Genomic DNA, 16,276 nt, shown 5'->3' with positions numbered 1-16,276 from the left:
GGAGACATTGAAAAAACGGCCCCTAAGTAGTCGTACTTAGGGGCCGTATCTAATGTTCTATCGGGTGGAATTACTTCGCCGCGTAGGCGTCAAACTCCACCGCTTCATCCACCAGCTCGAGCCTGATTTTCAGGCCGCTTTCACGGGCCAGCAGCCCGGTATAAAAAGGTTGGATCACCTGCGCATCCACGCGTCCATCTTCCGGCACACCATTCAACAAGGCGACATTGCCGCGCGGAATAAAGGTTTTCGGCCCGGTGGCACGGATTTTAAAGCCCTGATCTTCCGGTGCCGCGTCATCCAATGACACCACAATATTGCCGCCCCGGGGCACTGCACCTGCAGCCAACAACACCATATTGAGCAGCAACTTCACCTTGTTTTTCGGCAGCAGAACCGGATCAATATTCCACTCAATATCTGCCTTCTCGCCATCCATATAACCCAGCGCCACTTTTTCAGCGTCGCGTGTATCGATCTCGGTGCCTTGCGTGGATGACGCGCCAAATGCCAAACGGGCAAATTCAAGCTTGGCCCGCGCTTGCTTGGCGGAATTATTGATCAGCTCCTGAGCAAAGTCCGCCATTTCCGCTTGATCCGGGTCGCTCAGCACTTCCAACCCATTGCCAATTGCCCCCACCGGACTAATCAAATCATGGCACACCCGCGAGCACAGCATGGCCGCAAGATCTGGTCCGCTCAATTGCACAATATCCGCCATTTTCATTCCTTAAAGCTGGTTGACCGCGCCACAGACCGTCTGATGCGCGATTCGGTTGCCCCAAGTTTTACCCGCACATGGGTGTGGAGCAACACTCAATGCTGAAAATCCTGTGATTTTTCGCGGAATATAACCCTTAGCGCCGGGCCAAACGCACCTTGAGCCCAGCCCAATTCTGCACTGCGTAATTGAGCATAGCCGCTTTTTCCAACAAGAAAGCTTCCCGATTGCCGGGAGAGTAGAAAAGATAGAGGCGCTGATTATGGATCACATAGATGCGCGGGTTGCCCTTAGACAAATATCCGCGGGCCACGCCAGCCAACCCATAACCGCCAAACTGCGGGGCATAGCTTTCTGGTGAGGCCATAAACACCCTCTTGTTGGCCTCGCTGGCGAAAAACCAGGACACGCCCTGCCACTCATATTCAAATTTTGGGGTGCCGACCAATGGCTCATCTTCGGTGAAGTAACTCACCGGATCCATGCCCTCAATAGCAGAGCCCGAAAGCGGATTTGTCACATAGATATCCAGGATATATCGCTCGGTGTTGGCGGCGGCGGGGGCCACAAGTAAACAGGCACCAAGAACCAAAGAAAAAATGGCCCAAAGCCCTCTAATCGTTAATGTTTGTTTACCAAATTGCCGCATCATTGCCTTGATTTGCATCTATTCTGGTTGCAATCGGTAACACTCTAACCAAAAGGAGTGTCGCCAAGGTTAATGCAATACCACTCTTTTGCTTTAAACCTTCTGCGGGGGAGGCTAAAGCAGCAAAAAAGCCAAAGGACCACGAGTGTAATGGTGAAACGCTTCGCTTTATTGATCTCAATACTTTTAACCCTGACATTGGCCCCCTTAGGTGCTCAGGCCCAGTCTGGAGCGCTCTCTGACAATTATTCCACCGACGAATTGGTGAATGCAGGCGGTCAATTCTTCGGCAAAGTCTCGCAAGGTCTCGCCTCCGTGGTAGAACGTGCTGTTTCTCAATATGGCCTGCCCAACGGTTACATTCTGGGCCAGGAAGGCTCTGCCGCTCTGTTTGGCGGGGTCCGCTATGGCGAGGGTCAGCTCTATACCAAAAACGCAGGCAATCATTCCCTGTTCTGGCAAGGCCCAACCCTAGGCTTCGATATTGGTGCAGATGGCTCCAAAACCATGATGTTGGTTTATAATCTCCCCTCAACAGATGCCATTTACGGCCGTTATCCCGGCGTGGAAGGCTCCGCCTATATGGTGGGCGGCATCGGCATGACGGTGATGAAGTATAAAGACGTCTATATCGTCCCGATCCGCTCCGGCGTAGGGGCCCGGCTGGGCGTGAATGTAGGCTATCTGAAATTCACCCAACAACCCACATGGAACCCGCTCTAAGACCAGCGCAAGATCGGGCCAAAAGCTCGACTTTTCTTAGCATTGTTGCAGGTCACCGCAGTTAACTATTTAGTGATGAAGTGGTGACCTGACCTGTTATTTCTTGTAAACTGCACCATATAGAAATAAGTCAATGACGCCTGCGCAGCCCTATGCGCAGCTTCAAGGAGTGAGTGCATGTTGATCGAGAATTTGATGTTTGCCGCATTGGGCTTTCTTTGCGCATCAATTCTTGCTTTGCTGATCATGCCATCCGTGTGGCGTCGCGCCGTGCGCTTGACCAAGCGGCGGATCGCTGCCGCCACCCCGGTCACCCTTACCGAATTCAAAGCCGAAAAAGACCAGTTGCGCGCCAAATATGCGCTGAACATGCGCAAGCTGGAGCTTCAACTCGACGATTTGCGCAACAAGCGCGCTGCACATTTGAATGAACTCACCGAAATGCGCGAAACGCTGGAGCTTCAAACCCGCGAATATGATGAAGCCATCGCGATTGCCGATGAGTTGGAGGAGCGGAACGAGAGCCTGCGCGATCAGGTGCGCGCCTACGAGGTGGAAACCACCAACCTGTCGCAGCGCCTGCGGGCCCGCGAACGCGATCTCGCCGACAAGATCCAGGAGCTGGACGAAGCCCGCGCCGTGGCCAATATCGCCAACTCCGCCACCATCTCTGCCTTTAACGAGGCCAAGTTGACCGGCGACTATGATCGCGACACCGGCAATCTGCTCAACGCGGTGCAGGTGCAAAAGCAGCGCGCTGACAATTTGGAAAAACGCTTTCAGGCCAGCATTGAACAGATCAAACAGATCAAGGCAAAATATAAGCTTTCAGCTGAGGATTTGCTGGATAAGGGCATTCCCGACCTGATCGACGAGGCCGAAGCGCAAATCCGCATCACTGCCGAGCGCTTCAAACGCCTCAGTGAGGAGGGGCTGAAAGATGATGCCGCTTCAACGTCTGAATCGATGCCGTTTACCGAGCTGGCAGAAGCAGCGCCCCAAAGCTTGGCGCACGAATTGTCGCTGGAAGATGAGCTGGAAGACATTGGGGGTCGCCTCAAAGATATTGAGGAAGACATTCTGGCCAATTTTGATCGCAAAAACGCCGACCATGAGGCCATGCGCCGACGGCTTGAAGACCTCGCTGTAGACGTCAGCCACATTGTTTATGCAAATGATGCCCACGAAACCATCGAACAGGAAGAGAGCCTGTTTGACCGGGTGCGCAAATATGCCGATGGCGGGTTAGAGGAACTGGACACACCTGAGACGGAAACCGAAAGCACCGGACGCGTTTCAGACCGCATGGACGCACTTAAGCGCGTCGCAGGCCACCAATAATCGGCTTAGTCTGCCAATTCCGGCGTAAAGCTAATATCTTGCAACACCGTGCCGGTTTTGGCATCCACAATGCGCACGATGGTTTCGCCATCAACATCCAGCGTCAAGGTGATGGTGCCAGATTGCGCGACCGCATTGCGCACTTCAGCGCCCTGGGGCAAGGCAATGGTTTGCGCCTGATATTGATCGGCACCAGAATTTTGCATCACCCGATAGACAAGCGCGCCCGCAACAGCGATAAAGCCCACCAACATCACCATGATCGACACACCGAAAGACCGACGGGCCCGGTTGATCACCGCCTCGGCTTCGGGTGTAAGCTCTTCTTTGGGCTGATCTTGATTAGGACCAGTATTTGACATGACCGCAAGCTCCTCGGACGCACAAAATATGCTTAACTTTACCGTGCCGCCGGAATGGTCTGGCAAACGGCTGGATGTGGTGGTGGCTCATTTCGCCGAAGAGATCAGCCGCTCACGCTGCCAAGACCTGATCCGGCAAAAGACCCTCACCATTGATGGCGCGACCATAAGCGAGCCGAAATACCGCGTCAAACAAGATCAGCAGATTTGCCTGACTTTACCCCAGCCCATTGATGCTGTCCCTGCGGCACAGCAGATGGAACTGGACGTTTTATTTGAAGATGATGCGCTGATTGTGGTCAATAAGGCAGCGAACATGGTCGTGCACCCGGCCCCGGGCAGCGAAGAAGGCACGCTGGTCAATGCCCTGCTCCATCATTGCGGCGACAGCCTGTCCGGCATCGGCGGCGTCAAGCGCCCCGGCATTGTCCACCGTTTGGATAAGGACACCACCGGCGTGATGGTAGTGGCCAAAACCGAGCAGGCCCACAACCATCTCGCCGCACAATTTGCTGATCATGGCCGCACCGGCCCGCTGGAGCGCGAATATCTGGCGCTGGTGTGGGGCGAGCCGCGCCCGGACAAAGGCAAGATCGAAACACTGATTGGCCGCGATCCGAAAAACCGCATCAAACAGGCCGTGCTGAAATCCGGTGGACGCAACGCCATCACTCATTTCAAGCTCGACCAAGTGTTTGGGGGGCACAAATGGACCGTCTCGCGTGTTAAATGTCGGCTGGAAACCGGGCGCACTCACCAGATCCGCGTGCATATGGCGCATCTGGGGCACCCCTTGTTGGGCGATGCCGCCTATGGCGCCGGGGTAGACAGCAAAAAGCGCAACCTGCCCATGCCAGCCCAAATGGCTCTCAAGGGGTTGAACCGACAAGCGTTGCACGCCGCACTATTGGGCTTTGAACACCCCACCTCTGGCGAGAAAATGCGCTTCACTGCCCCGCTGCCTGAAGATATGCAGGAACTGGAAAATGCACTTTCAGCAGAAAATGAGGGCGATTTTTCACAATAATTACACTCTTGGATGATATTTTTTCAACAATAGGGGATGAAATACCCTATATCGAACCTATATACTGCTCAGAGGAATGATTTGAGCGTGTCCGATCGTCGGAGCGCTACATCGCTATTTGATGCGCAAAGCGTAAATGGTGATTATCATAGGAGTGAGGGTGCTTTATGGCCCAGTCAAATTTGCCGACCTTAACGTCCGATAGCGGACTATCGCGCTATTTGCAGGAAATTCGCAAATTTCCCATGCTCGAAGCGGACGAAGAATTTATGCTCGCCAAACGCTATAAAGAGCACGAAGATCCTGAAGCGGCACAAAAACTGATTACATCCCATTTGCGGCTGGTGGCGAAAATCGCCATGGGCTATCGCGGCTATGGCCTGCCGATCTCGGAAGTGATTTCCGAAGGCAATGTGGGCCTGATGCAGGCTGTGAAACGGTTCGAGCCCGATAAGGGGTTCCGCTTGGCCACTTATGCAATGTGGTGGATTCGCGCCTCTATTCAAGAATATGTGCTGCGCTCCTGGTCGCTGGTGAAAATCGGCACCACGGCGGCACAAAAACGGCTGTTTTTCAATCTGCGCAAGGTAAAAGGCCAGTTGGCTGCGCTGGAAGATGGCGCCCTGCACCCGGATCAGGTCAAACAGATCGCCACGACTTTGGACGTGTCCGAAGACGACGTGGTGTCCATGAATGAACGTTTGACCGGCGACGCCTCGCTGAACGCACCGATGCGGTCCGACGAAGGGGCATCGCAATGGCAGGACTGGCTGGTGGATGAAACCCCCAACCAGGAAAAGATGCTGGGCGACAGCCAGGAATATGACGAACGCATCCAATTGCTGCGCGACGCCATGAATGTGCTCAATGAGCGCGAGCAGAAAATTTTTGAGGCCCGCCGCCTGAAAGAGCCGCCTTTGACCCTTGAAGAGCTGGCGCAGGAATTTGAGGTCTCACGTGAACGCATTCGACAAATTGAGGTGCGCGCTTTTGAAAAAGTGCAGGCCGAGGTAAAACGCGCCATGCTGGAAAACGCCTGAGACCCCAGCTTTATAGCTTTGACGCGATGAGGTCGGCCATTTGCCGCGCCTCATCATCCCCCTCTTGCCGCAAGCCCTGAACCACGCCCTGTCGATCGACGGGGGCCCGATTCTGGCTGACCTTCCATTTGCCCACCATTTCGGTGACCCGCAGTTCAACCCCATAGATGCCTTTAAGCTGGCGGGCCGTGAACGCTTCGGGCGCATCCCCAACGGACCAGGGCGCCGCCCGCCCGGATTCCATCTGATCGGTCAATTGATTGAGCTGGGCCAACAGCCAATCCGCATCTTCATAAAAATGCAGCGTGCCGCGCAAATGCGCCACCATATAATTATAGGTGGGCACCTCTTTGCCATGTTCCTTTTTGCCCGGATACCAGTTGGGCGTGATGTAATGGGTCGGTCCCTGGAAAATTGCCAGCGCCTCTTGGCCCTCAGTCGCGTCTTTGATCAAGCCATTGCCTTTGGCCAAGTGCGCCAACAAGCGCGGTGATCTATCGGCTTCATCCCAAATCATGGGCAGATGATTGACGATCGGCACCGGTGCCCCATTGCAGGCCAACATAGCGAGCGGGTGCTGCTTCACCAATTTCTTGAGCACGTCGGGGCGATCTTCTTTAAAGGCTGGTGGCTGATACATCATTCATCTCAATTTCTATTAGGGAATCCAAATAACGATTTGGCAGGATCACAAGATAGGGACTATATTCGCCGTTGTCTGGTACAATTTTGACCTGTTCATGGGTGGCGCAATTTGACGTGCCGATCAAAGTGCCCTGAGCCAAAGTGAGTCCATCCAGCGGATAATGCAGACCAGCTGACTGTCGCATCTGAATCGGCGACAACGGATAGATCGACACGCGGGTCCCCACCGGCAGCCTGAACGACACCTCGCCACGGACCACGCCGATCACGTCGGTCTCATCCATCAGGATCAAATGTTTCTCCGATCCATATTTTTGCGCTGCATGCAACGCGGCCAGACTATGGTCAAACCGTTTGCCGATCATGCCCAGGCAGATATAAAGCGGTGCGTCGGTCTTATAGAGGCATTTTTCAAAATCAGTGGTCGCTTGCTCGGTGACTTCTACCAGCAAAGTCTCTTCCGACAGGGCCGCGTCCGCCACATATGAATCCATATCACCAATAATCGCCGCCAGCGGCACCTTGGCTGCGATGGCCGTATGCGCCGCCCCATCAGCCGCCACCACCGGATAGCCACGGGCAACCAGTTGGAGCAGCACAGCTTCGTCCACAAAGCCACCGCCCAAAACCACAAGCGGCGTGTTGAATGTGAGGTCGGGTAAAACTTCGTTTCCTGATGCCATTTTGGCCCTTGCAACTTCTTCCATATCCGTTAGGTTGGCCCTGTCTCACTGGGGTGCTCAACAATTGAGCTGAGAATAACCCATTGAACCTGAACCAGGTCATGCTGGCGGAGGGAGTTTGAGCGATGGAACCAAGGTTCCTTTAGTCGACTTTCCCCCTTCAAGCACGATCGCAATATGTCCTGTTTCCTAGGAGAAATAAATGTCTTTTCAAAAAATCGGACTTGCGGCGCTTGTAGGTTTTTCAACCCTTGTAACAGCGGCCGTTGCGCAAGATAAACCCACCCTCACCATTTACACCTATGACAGTTTCGCCGCCGATTGGGGCCCTGGGCCGCAACTCAAAGCCGGCTTTGAACAAAACTGTAACTGTGAGGTTGACTTTGTCGCCGCGGATTCTTCCATAAGCGCCCTGCGCAAAGCACAATTGGAAGGCCCGACCACCGAAGCCGACATTATTTTGGGTTTGGACACCAGCGTGGCCGCCGAAGCGCGCAACACCCAATTGTTCACCGACCATAATGTTGACCTTTCAGCACTTGAGCTGCCGGTTGACTATGCGTCTGACAAATTTGTACCGTTCGACTATGGCTATTTCGCCTTTGTTTATGACAGCAGCAAAATCGACAATCCACCTAGCTCATTTGAAGACCTGGCGGCCATGGATGAAGAGTTCAAAATCGCCATTCAGGACCCTCGCTCTTCCACCCCGGGCCTTGGGCTGGTGCTTTGGATGAAAGCCGCTAAAGGCGATCAGGCTGAAGAACTGTGGCGGGATATTGCACCCAACATTCTCACCGTGACCAAGGGCTGGTCAGAAGCTTATGGTCTTTTCCTCGAAGGCGAAGTGGATATGGTGCTGTCCTATTCCAGCTCACCGTCCTATCACCGCATTGCCGAGGAAGAAGACAAATACCTGGCGGCCCAGTTTGAAGAAGGCCATTATGTTCAAATCGAGCTGGCCGGGATTTTGGAAAGCTCTGACCAAAAAGAGCTGGCCAACCAGTTCCTTGACTATCTGGTGAGCCAGGATGGCCAGGCGATCATTCCCACCACCAACTGGATGTTCCCGGTGGTGCCGCTGGATGACGGCTTGCCTGAGGGCTTTGACACCCCATTGCCGGAAGAAAACAGCCTGATTTTGAATGACGAGACCGTCGGGCAGAACACAAAGCAATATATTGATGACTTCTTTGCCGCCATCGGCCAATAAGTCTGCATCTATAAACGCGTCGCTGCACACAGTGGCGGCGCGTTCGCCGTTCAACTGGCGATTTTTGGGCGGCCTCACGGTCACCTTTTTGGTGTTCGCCACCATCTTTTTGGTGCTGTTTGTTATTGTGAACGCCGCACAAAGCCTGCCCTCCAATCAAAGTGCTATGAGCGCCAATATCTGGCACCTGCTACGCATGAGTTCGATACAGGCGGGCTTGTCTGTGTTTTTTGCGCTGACCGTCGGGGCGATTGCGGCCGTAGCGCTTTATCGGCTTCACTTTAAAGGCAAGTGCATTGCTTTGGCGCTGATGTCCGCCGGGCTGGTGCTGCCCACCATCATTGTCGCCTTTGGGCTGTTGGCGGTGTGGGGCCGCGCCGGATGGATCCGCACCACCGCCAGCACCCTGTTTGACCAAAACCTGAACTTCTCGATCTACGGTCTTGTGGGCATTCTGATGGCGCATACATTGTTGAACGGCTCATTCGCCGCCCGTCTGTTTTATGACCGTCTCTCCAGCACCCCGGTGACCAAATTGAAATTGGGTCGATCGCTCAATCTCACCCCCATGGCCCGTTTCCTCTATCTGGAATGGCCCGCGCTCAAGCCCGCCATACCCGGCCTTGCCGCCACCATCTTTTTGATGTGCTTCACCTCATTTGCGTTGGTACTGCTGCTCGGTGGTGGCCCGGCCAACGCCACCTTTGAGGTGGCGATTTTTGAAGCTGTGCGCCTCGATTTTGACCTCAACCGCGCCGCCCTGCTGGCCGCGAGCCAACTTGTGTTTTGCCTGATCATTATTGTGCCCGCTGCGAACTGGAACACCAAAAGTATGTTGATCAGCGAAGCCAGCCTGCAAAATATATGGCCCGCCACCGACCGCGAAAAATATGTGCTCGCCTTTTTGCTGGTGCTGCTCACCCTCTATTATCTAACCCCGTTATTTGCCATTATTCAAAGGGCCATCTCCCCCGCTCTAATTCGGTTTCTGGCCGAAGAAAAGTTTCTGAGCGCCTTACGGGCCAGCCTGACCATTGCCAGCGTCAGCGCCAGCCTTACGCTGATTTTGGCCATATTGCTGGCCACCGCCCGCGCCGAACTTAAACAGGCTGAAAAGCTGGGCACCGCCCGCTTCCCCCGCCTGTTCCGGCTGATTTTGGGCACACCGATTTTCGCCTATATGGCCATGCCCGCCATGGTGCTGGGGTTGGGATTCTTTTTGATCACCCGCCATCTGGGCTTACCCACACAAACGGTGGGCCTTTGGGTGCTCATCCTCGCCAATGCGCTGCTGGCCCTGCCACTGGCCAATGCGGCGCTCACCCCCGCTTACGAAAAGTCGGCCAACCGCTATGGCAAGCTCTCGCAATCACTAAATATGAGCGGCTGGCAGCGCTTTCGCTTTATTGAATGGCCTCTGTCGCGCCGGGAGGCAGGCTATGTGTTTGCCCTAGGGTTCACCTTTTCGCTCGGCGATGTGGGTGTGATTGCCCTGTTCGGCACTGACGAATTTTCCACCCTGCCCTGGCTGATGTATCGTGCCCTGGGCAGCTACCGCACCAATGATGCGGCGCTGGTGGCCGGCATTTTGCTAGCACTGGTGATTTTCAGCTTCTGGGCCCTGCCCTATCTCTTCAGGATCAAACGCCGTGCTTGAAATTAACAAACTTCGCTTCGCCTATGGTGCGGATGCACCAAGTTACGATTTTTCGCTGCGCGTCGAGGCCGGCGAAATCCTGGGCATTTCCGGCCGTAGCGGCTCCGGAAAATCCACTTTGCTGGATTTGATCGCGGGGTTCTTGCGCCCGCAGCACGGCACCATTCTGCTGGACGATCGCGATCTGACACCACTCAAAACAGAGGATCGGCCAATCTCGATCCTGTTTCAAAAAGACAATGTGTTTGAGCATCTCACCGCCCAAAAGAATGTAGAGTTGGGACTAGATGAACCCAAAGATGCCACAGCCCTTTTGGCGAAAGTGGATTTGACGGGTTTTGAAAAGAGCCGCTGTGCTGAGCTGTCGGGCGGCCAGCAGCAACGGGTGGCGCTGGCGCGCACCTTGGGACGCAATCGCCCTATACTGCTGCTCGATGAGCCATTTTCGGCGCTTGATGACCAGACGGCAGACGAAATGCGGCAGTTGGTGCGACAACTGGTGACCGAAAAGGGCTGGCATGCGATTCTGGTCAGCCACCATCAAAAGGATTTAACCGAGTTGGCCACGCGACAATTGTCACTGCGTGAGGGACAACTGCACGCGGTTTAACCAACAGACCTTAATTCTCGGCCCATTCGGCCAGCACATTTTCGAAAATTTCAGTGCCTGCGGCACCTTTTTCCAGCGTCAAAATTGCCTTGCGTCCGGTGCCATATATCAGCGGCAAATCAAGCCAGCCATTCTGGCCCAGCAATTCAAGATTTCGAGCGACATCATTTTCAGCCCCGCTCATGGCAAAAAGGAATGAGTTGTCCACGACCCGAACCGATGCCCCAACAAGGGTAGTGCCCTGTGCCAATTCCTGATCCTTCATCAACACACCCGGCAAGCTGGCAATAGAGCCGCCCAAAAAGCTCTCCGTCACGCTGAAATTCACTTCAATCAGATGGCTGGCCGGCAGGGCCTCGTCGCTGTTTTTGCGGATCAGCAAATCCACCGACAGATTGCGCGCTGGAATAGACGCCGTCGCACGAATAATGGGCAAGCCCAGCTCGTCCACATCGCGCGACCATTCTGTCTGGCCAGAGAACGGCACCGCGCCGCCTGAACCGCTGGACTGTTCCTCGATCAGCAAAGACTGGGCACCAACTGATGCTTGCGGATTCGGATCCTGTACGTTCAATGCGTTCTCAGCATTGTCACCTGTTGTCGCGCTGTCACCTTCACTGGGCAGTCGCGAGTCGTCGGTTGCCGCCTCATTTGCCTCTGCATTTTCAGAGGATTGAGCCTCTGACGTTTCCCCAGAGCCGGGCTCTGTTGTCGCGGCGCTATCGCCGGTTGATGCCTCAGCCGCCGGTGTCGTTTCGCGATTTGATGGCGCGGTTTGACTATCCGCAGCCGGGCCGTCTGTTGCAGGCGTACTATCTTCGGGGGTCAACCGGATTTCTTCCGATGCCGCCGGACTTTCCGCCACGTTGGCATTGACGTTATTGTCTTGGGTCACATCGCGCACATTGGTCTCTGGCGCGATGGTCTCTTCCGTCGCACTCGACGCGCCATTGCCATTGGCTGGCGCACTTTCAGCAACTGGTGGAATAAATTCACTCAGCCCGATCTGTTTCAGCATCGGGTCCAAATTGACGTAGCCCTCGCGCCAAGCCCAATAGGTGCCCCCACCCAAAAGACCGAGAAGCAAAACAAAAACACCTAGAAAGACCAAAAGACCGCCGCCACCGCCAGTTTGTTCGTCTTCAACAAATTCCGGTGGATCTTCCACCAGTTCCGGTTCACCCTTCTTGGTCGCCGCGGCGATCGCGCCTTTAGAGCTTTCCCCCATCAGGGCATCATCAGCTCCGGCTTCGTTCTTGCCTTCCGCCTCACGATCCAATGCCATCAGCGCCCGATCAATTGCGGCTTGAGCATCGTCATCGTCAGCATCCGTTCCGGCCAAATCCGCCGGATCCACATCCACTTCCCGCACACTGGAAAGCGCTGCTTCCACATTGGTGTTGGACGGCGTGCCTCTTGCGCCAGAAACATCTGGTGTCGGGGCATCCATGCCGGATGCCGCGCGCGCCTGCGCAATCACATCATCTATGCTCGACGCTGTGTAATCGCCTGAGTTCGTTTCAATTTCTTCCAGCTGCTCGGCCAGCTCATCTTCATCCGCTGGGGAAAAATCATCATCCTGGGTTGCTCCCTCGTCGCGCTCAGCGTCATCCGAACGATCTGGTTCGCCTACCGCTTCTGCTTCCAGTTCGGCATCTTCCATATCGGGCGCCGATTCGGCAATTTGGCTCCCCTTCGAAGCCTCTAAGGGGTGGGCAGCATTTTCCGAAACGATCGGCGCCTCGTCGGGCAGCTCTTCAGTCTCGTCGCCAGCTTCGTCAGAAACGGGCTCATCTTCTGCCGGTTCATCCGCTTCAGCATTGCGCGCAGCCTCCGCGACCTGCTCCTCCGCTCCATGATCGCTTGGGTCAGCATCTGTGTCGAAATCATCTTCAATGGGCGCGTGCTCAAAACTGTCGTCTGTCGCGTCATCGTCAGAATCAGGTTCGGAGTCTTCACAGTTTGGCTCTTCGCGATCCGAGGTCAGTGCTTTGTCGTCCGCCGGTGCAGCTTCATCCGTGGTGGCATGCTCTGCCACCCCGTCATCGGCATCAGGCATTTCGTCTGGCGCAGTTTCTCTCTCGGCCTCTGACAGTTCATCATCCGTTTCCGCCGTGTCGGGCATGGACGGAGTGGGCACAGCCTCTTCAACCGCAGCTTCCTTTTCCCGACTGGAAAGCCCTTGCAGCAGTTTTTCAGTTGCTTCCTGCTCCACCTGGCGAATGCAATCTTCAAGCGTCAGGCGATGCTGCGTGATTTCGCGGGGGGGAATGGGCGGTTCGATCGCATGCAATTGCGTCACCAGCGCTGAACGCGCTTTTTCGTAAACAGCCCGGCGGGCTGTGCCGTTATTCTCCGGCAAGGCGTTGATCGCCCGGCGCAAAAGCTCTTTATAATCTGCCATCAGCTACTTAAACTCATTCCCCTGGGAATTAACCCCTTATTAGTTGTAGCGAAAAAAACTTAGTCTTGAAAAGGGTCATGGACCAAAATGCTGTCCAAACGCTCCGGAGATGTGGATAGAACCGCCACTGGCGTACCGATCAGCTCTTCAATCCGCCGCACATATTTCACGGCTTCCGCGGGCAAATCAGCCCAAGAACGTGCGCCTGCGGTGGTGCCCTGCCAGCCTTCCAACGTCTCGTAGACCGGCTGCACATCAGCCTGCCCCTTCATGGTGGCGGGCAAATAATCAATGCGCTGGCCATCCAACTCATAGCCGACACACACTTTAATCTCTTTCATACCGTCCAGCACGTCGAGCTTGGTCAGCGCAATGCCATTAATGCCAGATACCTGCACCGTCTGCTTGACCAGCACCGCATCAAACCAGCCACAACGCCGCTTGCGGCCGGTATTTACGCCCCACTCATGGCCTTTTTCGCCCAGATATTCGCCGATCTCATTCAATTGTTCGGTGGGGAACGGCCCTTCACCCACGCGGGTGGTGTAAGCTTTGGTGATGCCCAAAACATAATCCAGCGCGCCCGGCCCCAAGCCAGAGCCATTGGCGGCCTGACCGCCGATGGTGTTGGAAGAGGTCACAAACGGATAGGTGCCGTGCTCAATATCCAGCAATGCCCCTTGCGCCCCCTCAAACAGGATGCGTTTGCCATCACGGCGCATCTGGTTCAATCGTTCCCAAACCCGCCCGGCGAAAGGCAGGATTTCATCAGCCACTTCCATCAACTCGTCATAGATGGTCTCGGCCTTCATTTCGTCGATGCCCAGACCACGACGCAGCGCATTGTGGTGGCGCAGCAAACGTTCAATCTTGGACTTCAACGCCTCAGGGTCCGCCAAATCCGCCACGCGGATGGCGCGACGGCCAACCTTATCTTCATAAGCAGGGCCCATGCCACGTTTGGTGGTGCCGATTTTCAGCCCCGCATTTGAGTTTTCGCGGAAGCTATCCAGCTCGCGGTGCAGCGACAAGATCAGGCAGGCATTGTCCGCCACCATCAAATTCTCAGGGGAAATTTCTACCCCTTGGCCGCGCAGCAGCGCCAGCTCTTTGACGAAATGGTGTGGATCCACCACCACGCCATTCCCGATTACGGAGAATTTGCCCGGGCGCACAACGCCAGAGGGCAGCAAAGCTGTTTTATAGGTGACCCCATCGATCACCAAAGTATGGCCGGCATTGTGACCGCCCTGGAAGCGCACCACCACGTCGGCGCGCTCGCTCAACCAGTCCACAATTTTGCCCTTGCCTTCATCGCCCCATTGGGAGCCGATCACAACAACATTTGCCATTTAACTTAATTCTCCTTCACGACCGCTTTTCCTGGCACAGGATTGGGACAGAATAATGCCCAACACGGCATCGAGTGCCCACAAAAGCTGATCTTTCGGTTCAATTGGGTATTTAGAACCAGTTCAAAACCTGATAAGCGATGCTGATATAGCAAAAGTGAACCTATGACAAAACCACAATCCGTCGCAAAGCCGAGAAAAAATCTCTTCCATCAACTGTTTAATCAGCCCTATTTGCTTTTGGTGCTCACCTCCCTGTTCTGGGGTGGCAATATGGTGGCGGGTAAGCTGGCCGTGGACGATATCGAACCCACCAGCCTGATTGCTGGCCGCTTTGCATTGGGATTTCTGATTATTCTGCCTTTTGCCTGGCCACATTTGAAAAAAGACCTGCCAAAATTGATCAAGAATTTCTGGCTTTTGGGTTTTTACGGTGCGGTCGGTTTTTCCGGGTTTAACTTGTTTCTCTATTTGGGAGCCAAGCACACCACCGCCGTCAATGGCGCAATTGAGCAGGCCTCAATCCCGATGATGGTGATGCTGGCCAATTTTGTCCTGTTCAAACAACGGGCCTATCCGTTGCAGCTTTTGGGCGTGGTCCTCACCCTGATTGGGGTGATCTATGTGGCCACGGCGGGCAATCCCATGCGGCTGGCGCGCATGGACATCAATATTGGCGACGGGCTGATCCTGATCGCCTGTCTGATCTATGCGTCCTATTCTGTGTGTCTGCGCTATCGCCCCACCGTGCACTGGATGACTTTTTTGGCGGTGACCTTCTTTTTCGCCACCCTGGGTGCCCTGTTCTACCAACTTTTTTTGGGCGGCTGGCCCGCCTTCGTCGCGGGCATACCAAAGATCACACCGCTCGGCTGGCTGTTGGTCATCTATACCGGGCTGTTCCCCTCAATCCTGTCGCAGCTCTTTTATGCGCGCGGCGTGGAGCTGATCGGCGCCAACCGCGCCAGCCTGTTTATCAACGCGCTACCGCTTTTCGGGGCCGTTCTGTCGGTGATCATTATTGGTGAGGCGTTGCAATCCTACCATTTTATTGCCGCTATCTTTATTATTTCTGGCATCACCATGGCCGAATATGCCGTGCGCACGGCCAAGAAGAAAGAGGCGCTGGCCGCCGCGGCGATGGCAGCTAAGGAGCAAGATGATGAGCGCAAATGAGCAGTTGGAAGCGCGCATGGAAGCTTTGGAAATGCGCATTGCCTATCAAGATCAAACCATAGAAGATTTGAACACGACGATCACCAAACAATGGGCGGAAATAGACAAGTTGCAGCGCGAAATTGCCAAGCTCTATGCCCAGATGGAAGAAATGGATAATGGCGGCGGCGGCGAGATTGTAGAACGCCCGCCGCATTATTAATCACGCGGCAGTCTGCGGTCGCTAAAATAGGCCATTGTCATTTTCGGAATGGCCCGTAATGACCTGCAGCACATCCCAATGTTCAACAATCTTGCCATGGGCATCAAACCTGAAGATGTCCATCCCCGCATAATCATCACTGCCGGGCCAGATTTGATGGCAATGGAGCACCACCAGATCGCCTTCAGCAATCGCCCGCTTAAACTCCACCTTTTTGCCCGGATATTCCGTCGCCATGCGTTCAAAATAGGCAATGAAAGCCTGTTTGCCATCCGCCACATGCGGATTATGCTGAATATAGCGGTCGCCCACATAGAGCTCGATCGCCTCACGCGGCTTGCATTGATTGAACATCAAATCATAAAAGGCCTGAGCGTTCTTCTTGTTGGCCGCCAATTGCGCATCCATCACCAAATCTCCCTCTTATAATCGAGCGCTTCGCCTGTGCCCGACCCGGACAAAGCAAAACGG

General features: G+C 54.7%; 17 protein-coding genes and 1 riboswitch. Of the genes, 9 read left to right on the top strand and 8 right to left on the bottom strand.

The window, feature by feature from the left end; genetic code table 11:
- Positions 1–70: 70 nt before the first annotated feature.
- Together chpT and L1I42_RS14585 are read right to left on the bottom strand one after the other, a co-directional pair.
- Complete coding sequence (gene chpT / locus L1I42_RS14590; RefSeq protein WP_236115400.1) at positions 71–721, bottom strand: histidine phosphotransferase ChpT; 651 nt, start codon at positions 719–721, stop codon at positions 71–73.
- Positions 722–857: 136 nt separating this feature from the next.
- Positions 858–1,241, bottom strand: coding sequence for a YHS domain-containing (seleno)protein (locus L1I42_RS14585; protein WP_236115399.1), 384 nt, complete (start codon positions 1,239–1,241; stop codon positions 858–860).
- Between the two features lie 279 nt (positions 1,242–1,520).
- Between L1I42_RS14585 and L1I42_RS14580 the strand changes: the two genes are divergently transcribed.
- Both L1I42_RS14580 and L1I42_RS14575 read left to right on the top strand, forming a co-directional pair.
- Complete coding sequence (locus L1I42_RS14580; RefSeq protein ID WP_236115398.1) at positions 1,521–2,093, top strand: DUF1134 domain-containing protein; 573 nt, start codon at positions 1,521–1,523, stop codon at positions 2,091–2,093.
- Positions 2,094–2,270: 177 nt separating this feature from the next.
- On the top strand, positions 2,271–3,434 hold the full coding sequence (locus L1I42_RS14575; RefSeq protein ID WP_236115397.1) for a coiled-coil domain-containing protein: 1,164 nt from the start codon (positions 2,271–2,273) through the stop codon (positions 3,432–3,434).
- A 5-nt stretch (positions 3,435–3,439) separates the two neighbouring features.
- Here L1I42_RS14575 and L1I42_RS14570 read toward each other — a convergent pair whose 3' ends face one another.
- Positions 3,440–3,796, bottom strand: coding sequence for a DUF6476 family protein (locus L1I42_RS14570; protein ID WP_236115396.1), 357 nt, complete (start codon positions 3,794–3,796; stop codon positions 3,440–3,442).
- On the opposite strand from L1I42_RS14570, the gene L1I42_RS14565 reads away from it, so the two are divergent.
- Entirely contained in the window at positions 3,795–4,823 is a 1,029-nt protein-coding gene (locus L1I42_RS14565; protein WP_236115395.1) for an RluA family pseudouridine synthase, read from the top strand. The two genes, L1I42_RS14570 and L1I42_RS14565, sit on opposite strands and share 2 nt — an antisense overlap.
- 167 nt (positions 4,824–4,990) lie before the next feature.
- Complete coding sequence (gene rpoH / locus L1I42_RS14560) at positions 4,991–5,863, top strand: RNA polymerase sigma factor RpoH (protein WP_236115394.1); 873 nt, start codon at positions 4,991–4,993, stop codon at positions 5,861–5,863.
- A gap of 10 nt (positions 5,864–5,873) precedes the next feature.
- Here rpoH and L1I42_RS14555 read toward each other — a convergent pair whose 3' ends face one another.
- Positions 5,874–6,503 (bottom strand): FMN-binding negative transcriptional regulator, encoded by a 630-nt coding sequence (locus L1I42_RS14555; protein WP_236115393.1) that lies wholly within the window; start codon positions 6,501–6,503, stop codon positions 5,874–5,876.
- Positions 6,481–7,191, bottom strand: a complete 711-nt coding sequence (locus L1I42_RS14550; protein WP_236115392.1) for a thiamine diphosphokinase — start codon at positions 7,189–7,191, stop codon at positions 6,481–6,483. The genes L1I42_RS14555 and L1I42_RS14550 overlap by 23 nt, the downstream gene beginning before the upstream one ends.
- A 39-nt stretch (positions 7,192–7,230) precedes the next feature.
- A riboswitch (TPP riboswitch) is annotated at positions 7,231–7,324 on the top strand.
- Positions 7,325–7,393: 69 nt separating this feature from the next.
- Here L1I42_RS14550 and thiB point away from each other — a divergent pair.
- Genes thiB through L1I42_RS14535 form a run of 3 tightly spaced genes read left to right on the top strand, consistent with a single transcriptional unit; the run spans position 7,394 to position 10,671 of the window.
- Positions 7,394–8,404, top strand: coding sequence for a thiamine ABC transporter substrate binding subunit (thiB, locus tag L1I42_RS14545; protein WP_236115391.1), 1,011 nt, complete (start codon positions 7,394–7,396; stop codon positions 8,402–8,404).
- On the top strand, positions 8,376–10,061 hold the full coding sequence (locus tag L1I42_RS14540) for an ABC transporter permease family protein (RefSeq protein ID WP_236115390.1): 1,686 nt from the start codon (positions 8,376–8,378) through the stop codon (positions 10,059–10,061). The genes thiB and L1I42_RS14540 overlap by 29 nt, the downstream gene beginning before the upstream one ends.
- Positions 10,054–10,671 (top strand): ATP-binding cassette domain-containing protein, encoded by a 618-nt coding sequence (locus tag L1I42_RS14535; protein WP_236115389.1) that lies wholly within the window; start codon positions 10,054–10,056, stop codon positions 10,669–10,671. The genes L1I42_RS14540 and L1I42_RS14535 overlap by 8 nt, the downstream gene beginning before the upstream one ends.
- A gap of 10 nt (positions 10,672–10,681) precedes the next feature.
- On the opposite strand, the gene L1I42_RS14530 is transcribed toward L1I42_RS14535, so the two are convergent.
- Positions 10,682–13,075, bottom strand: coding sequence for a hypothetical protein (locus L1I42_RS14530; protein ID WP_236115388.1), 2,394 nt, complete (start codon positions 13,073–13,075; stop codon positions 10,682–10,684).
- Between the two features lie 59 nt (positions 13,076–13,134).
- The gene (locus L1I42_RS14525) at positions 13,135–14,427 is read right to left on the bottom strand and encodes an adenylosuccinate synthase (protein ID WP_236115387.1); all 1,293 of its coding nucleotides are present in this window, start codon (positions 14,425–14,427) and stop codon (positions 13,135–13,137) included.
- A 165-nt stretch (positions 14,428–14,592) separates the two neighbouring features.
- Here L1I42_RS14525 and L1I42_RS14520 point away from each other — a divergent pair, with 165 nt between their 5' ends.
- Both L1I42_RS14520 and L1I42_RS14515 read left to right on the top strand, forming a co-directional pair.
- Positions 14,593–15,603 (top strand): DMT family transporter, encoded by a 1,011-nt coding sequence (locus L1I42_RS14520; protein ID WP_236115386.1) that lies wholly within the window; start codon positions 14,593–14,595, stop codon positions 15,601–15,603.
- On the top strand, positions 15,590–15,805 hold the full coding sequence (locus tag L1I42_RS14515; protein ID WP_236115385.1) for a SlyX family protein: 216 nt from the start codon (positions 15,590–15,592) through the stop codon (positions 15,803–15,805). Before L1I42_RS14520 ends, L1I42_RS14515 begins: the two co-directional genes overlap by 14 nt.
- A gap of 21 nt (positions 15,806–15,826) precedes the next feature.
- Here L1I42_RS14515 and L1I42_RS14510 read toward each other — a convergent pair whose 3' ends face one another.
- Positions 15,827–16,213 carry a nuclear transport factor 2 family protein gene (locus L1I42_RS14510; RefSeq protein ID WP_236115384.1) on the bottom strand — a complete coding sequence of 129 codons (387 nt, stop codon included), beginning with the start codon at positions 16,211–16,213 and terminating at the stop codon, positions 15,827–15,829.
- Positions 16,214–16,276 lie beyond the last annotated feature (63 nt).

It is taken from the genome of Maritalea mediterranea (genome assembly GCF_021568695.1).
In the GTDB taxonomy this organism is placed as follows: Bacteria; Pseudomonadota; Alphaproteobacteria; order Rhizobiales; family Devosiaceae; genus Maritalea; species Maritalea mediterranea.
This window is presented reverse-complemented; position numbering and strand designations above follow the sequence as displayed.

Coding starts and splice junctions, on each gene's coding strand:
- chpT (WP_236115400.1), bottom strand. CDS start 721: ATGGCGGATATTGTGCAATTGAGCGGACCAGATCTTGCGGCCATGCTG.
- L1I42_RS14580 (WP_236115398.1), top strand. CDS start 1,521: ATGGTGAAACGCTTCGCTTTATTGATCTCAATACTTTTAACCCTGACA.
- L1I42_RS14575 (WP_236115397.1), top strand. CDS start 2,271: ATGTTGATCGAGAATTTGATGTTTGCCGCATTGGGCTTTCTTTGCGCA.
- L1I42_RS14565 (WP_236115395.1), top strand. CDS start 3,795: ATGACCGCAAGCTCCTCGGACGCACAAAATATGCTTAACTTTACCGTG.
- L1I42_RS14570 (WP_236115396.1), bottom strand. CDS start 3,796: ATGTCAAATACTGGTCCTAATCAAGATCAGCCCAAAGAAGAGCTTACA.
- rpoH (WP_236115394.1), top strand. CDS start 4,991: ATGGCCCAGTCAAATTTGCCGACCTTAACGTCCGATAGCGGACTATCG.
- L1I42_RS14555 (WP_236115393.1), bottom strand. CDS start 6,503: ATGTATCAGCCACCAGCCTTTAAAGAAGATCGCCCCGACGTGCTCAAG.
- L1I42_RS14550 (WP_236115392.1), bottom strand. CDS start 7,191: ATGGCATCAGGAAACGAAGTTTTACCCGACCTCACATTCAACACGCCG.
- thiB (WP_236115391.1), top strand. CDS start 7,394: ATGTCTTTTCAAAAAATCGGACTTGCGGCGCTTGTAGGTTTTTCAACC.
- L1I42_RS14540 (WP_236115390.1), top strand. CDS start 8,376: ATGACTTCTTTGCCGCCATCGGCCAATAAGTCTGCATCTATAAACGCG.
- L1I42_RS14530 (WP_236115388.1), bottom strand. CDS start 13,075: ATGGCAGATTATAAAGAGCTTTTGCGCCGGGCGATCAACGCCTTGCCG.
- L1I42_RS14525 (WP_236115387.1), bottom strand. CDS start 14,427: ATGGCAAATGTTGTTGTGATCGGCTCCCAATGGGGCGATGAAGGCAAG.
- L1I42_RS14520 (WP_236115386.1), top strand. CDS start 14,593: ATGACAAAACCACAATCCGTCGCAAAGCCGAGAAAAAATCTCTTCCAT.
- L1I42_RS14515 (WP_236115385.1), top strand. CDS start 15,590: ATGAGCGCAAATGAGCAGTTGGAAGCGCGCATGGAAGCTTTGGAAATG.
- L1I42_RS14510 (WP_236115384.1), bottom strand. CDS start 16,213: ATGGATGCGCAATTGGCGGCCAACAAGAAGAACGCTCAGGCCTTTTAT.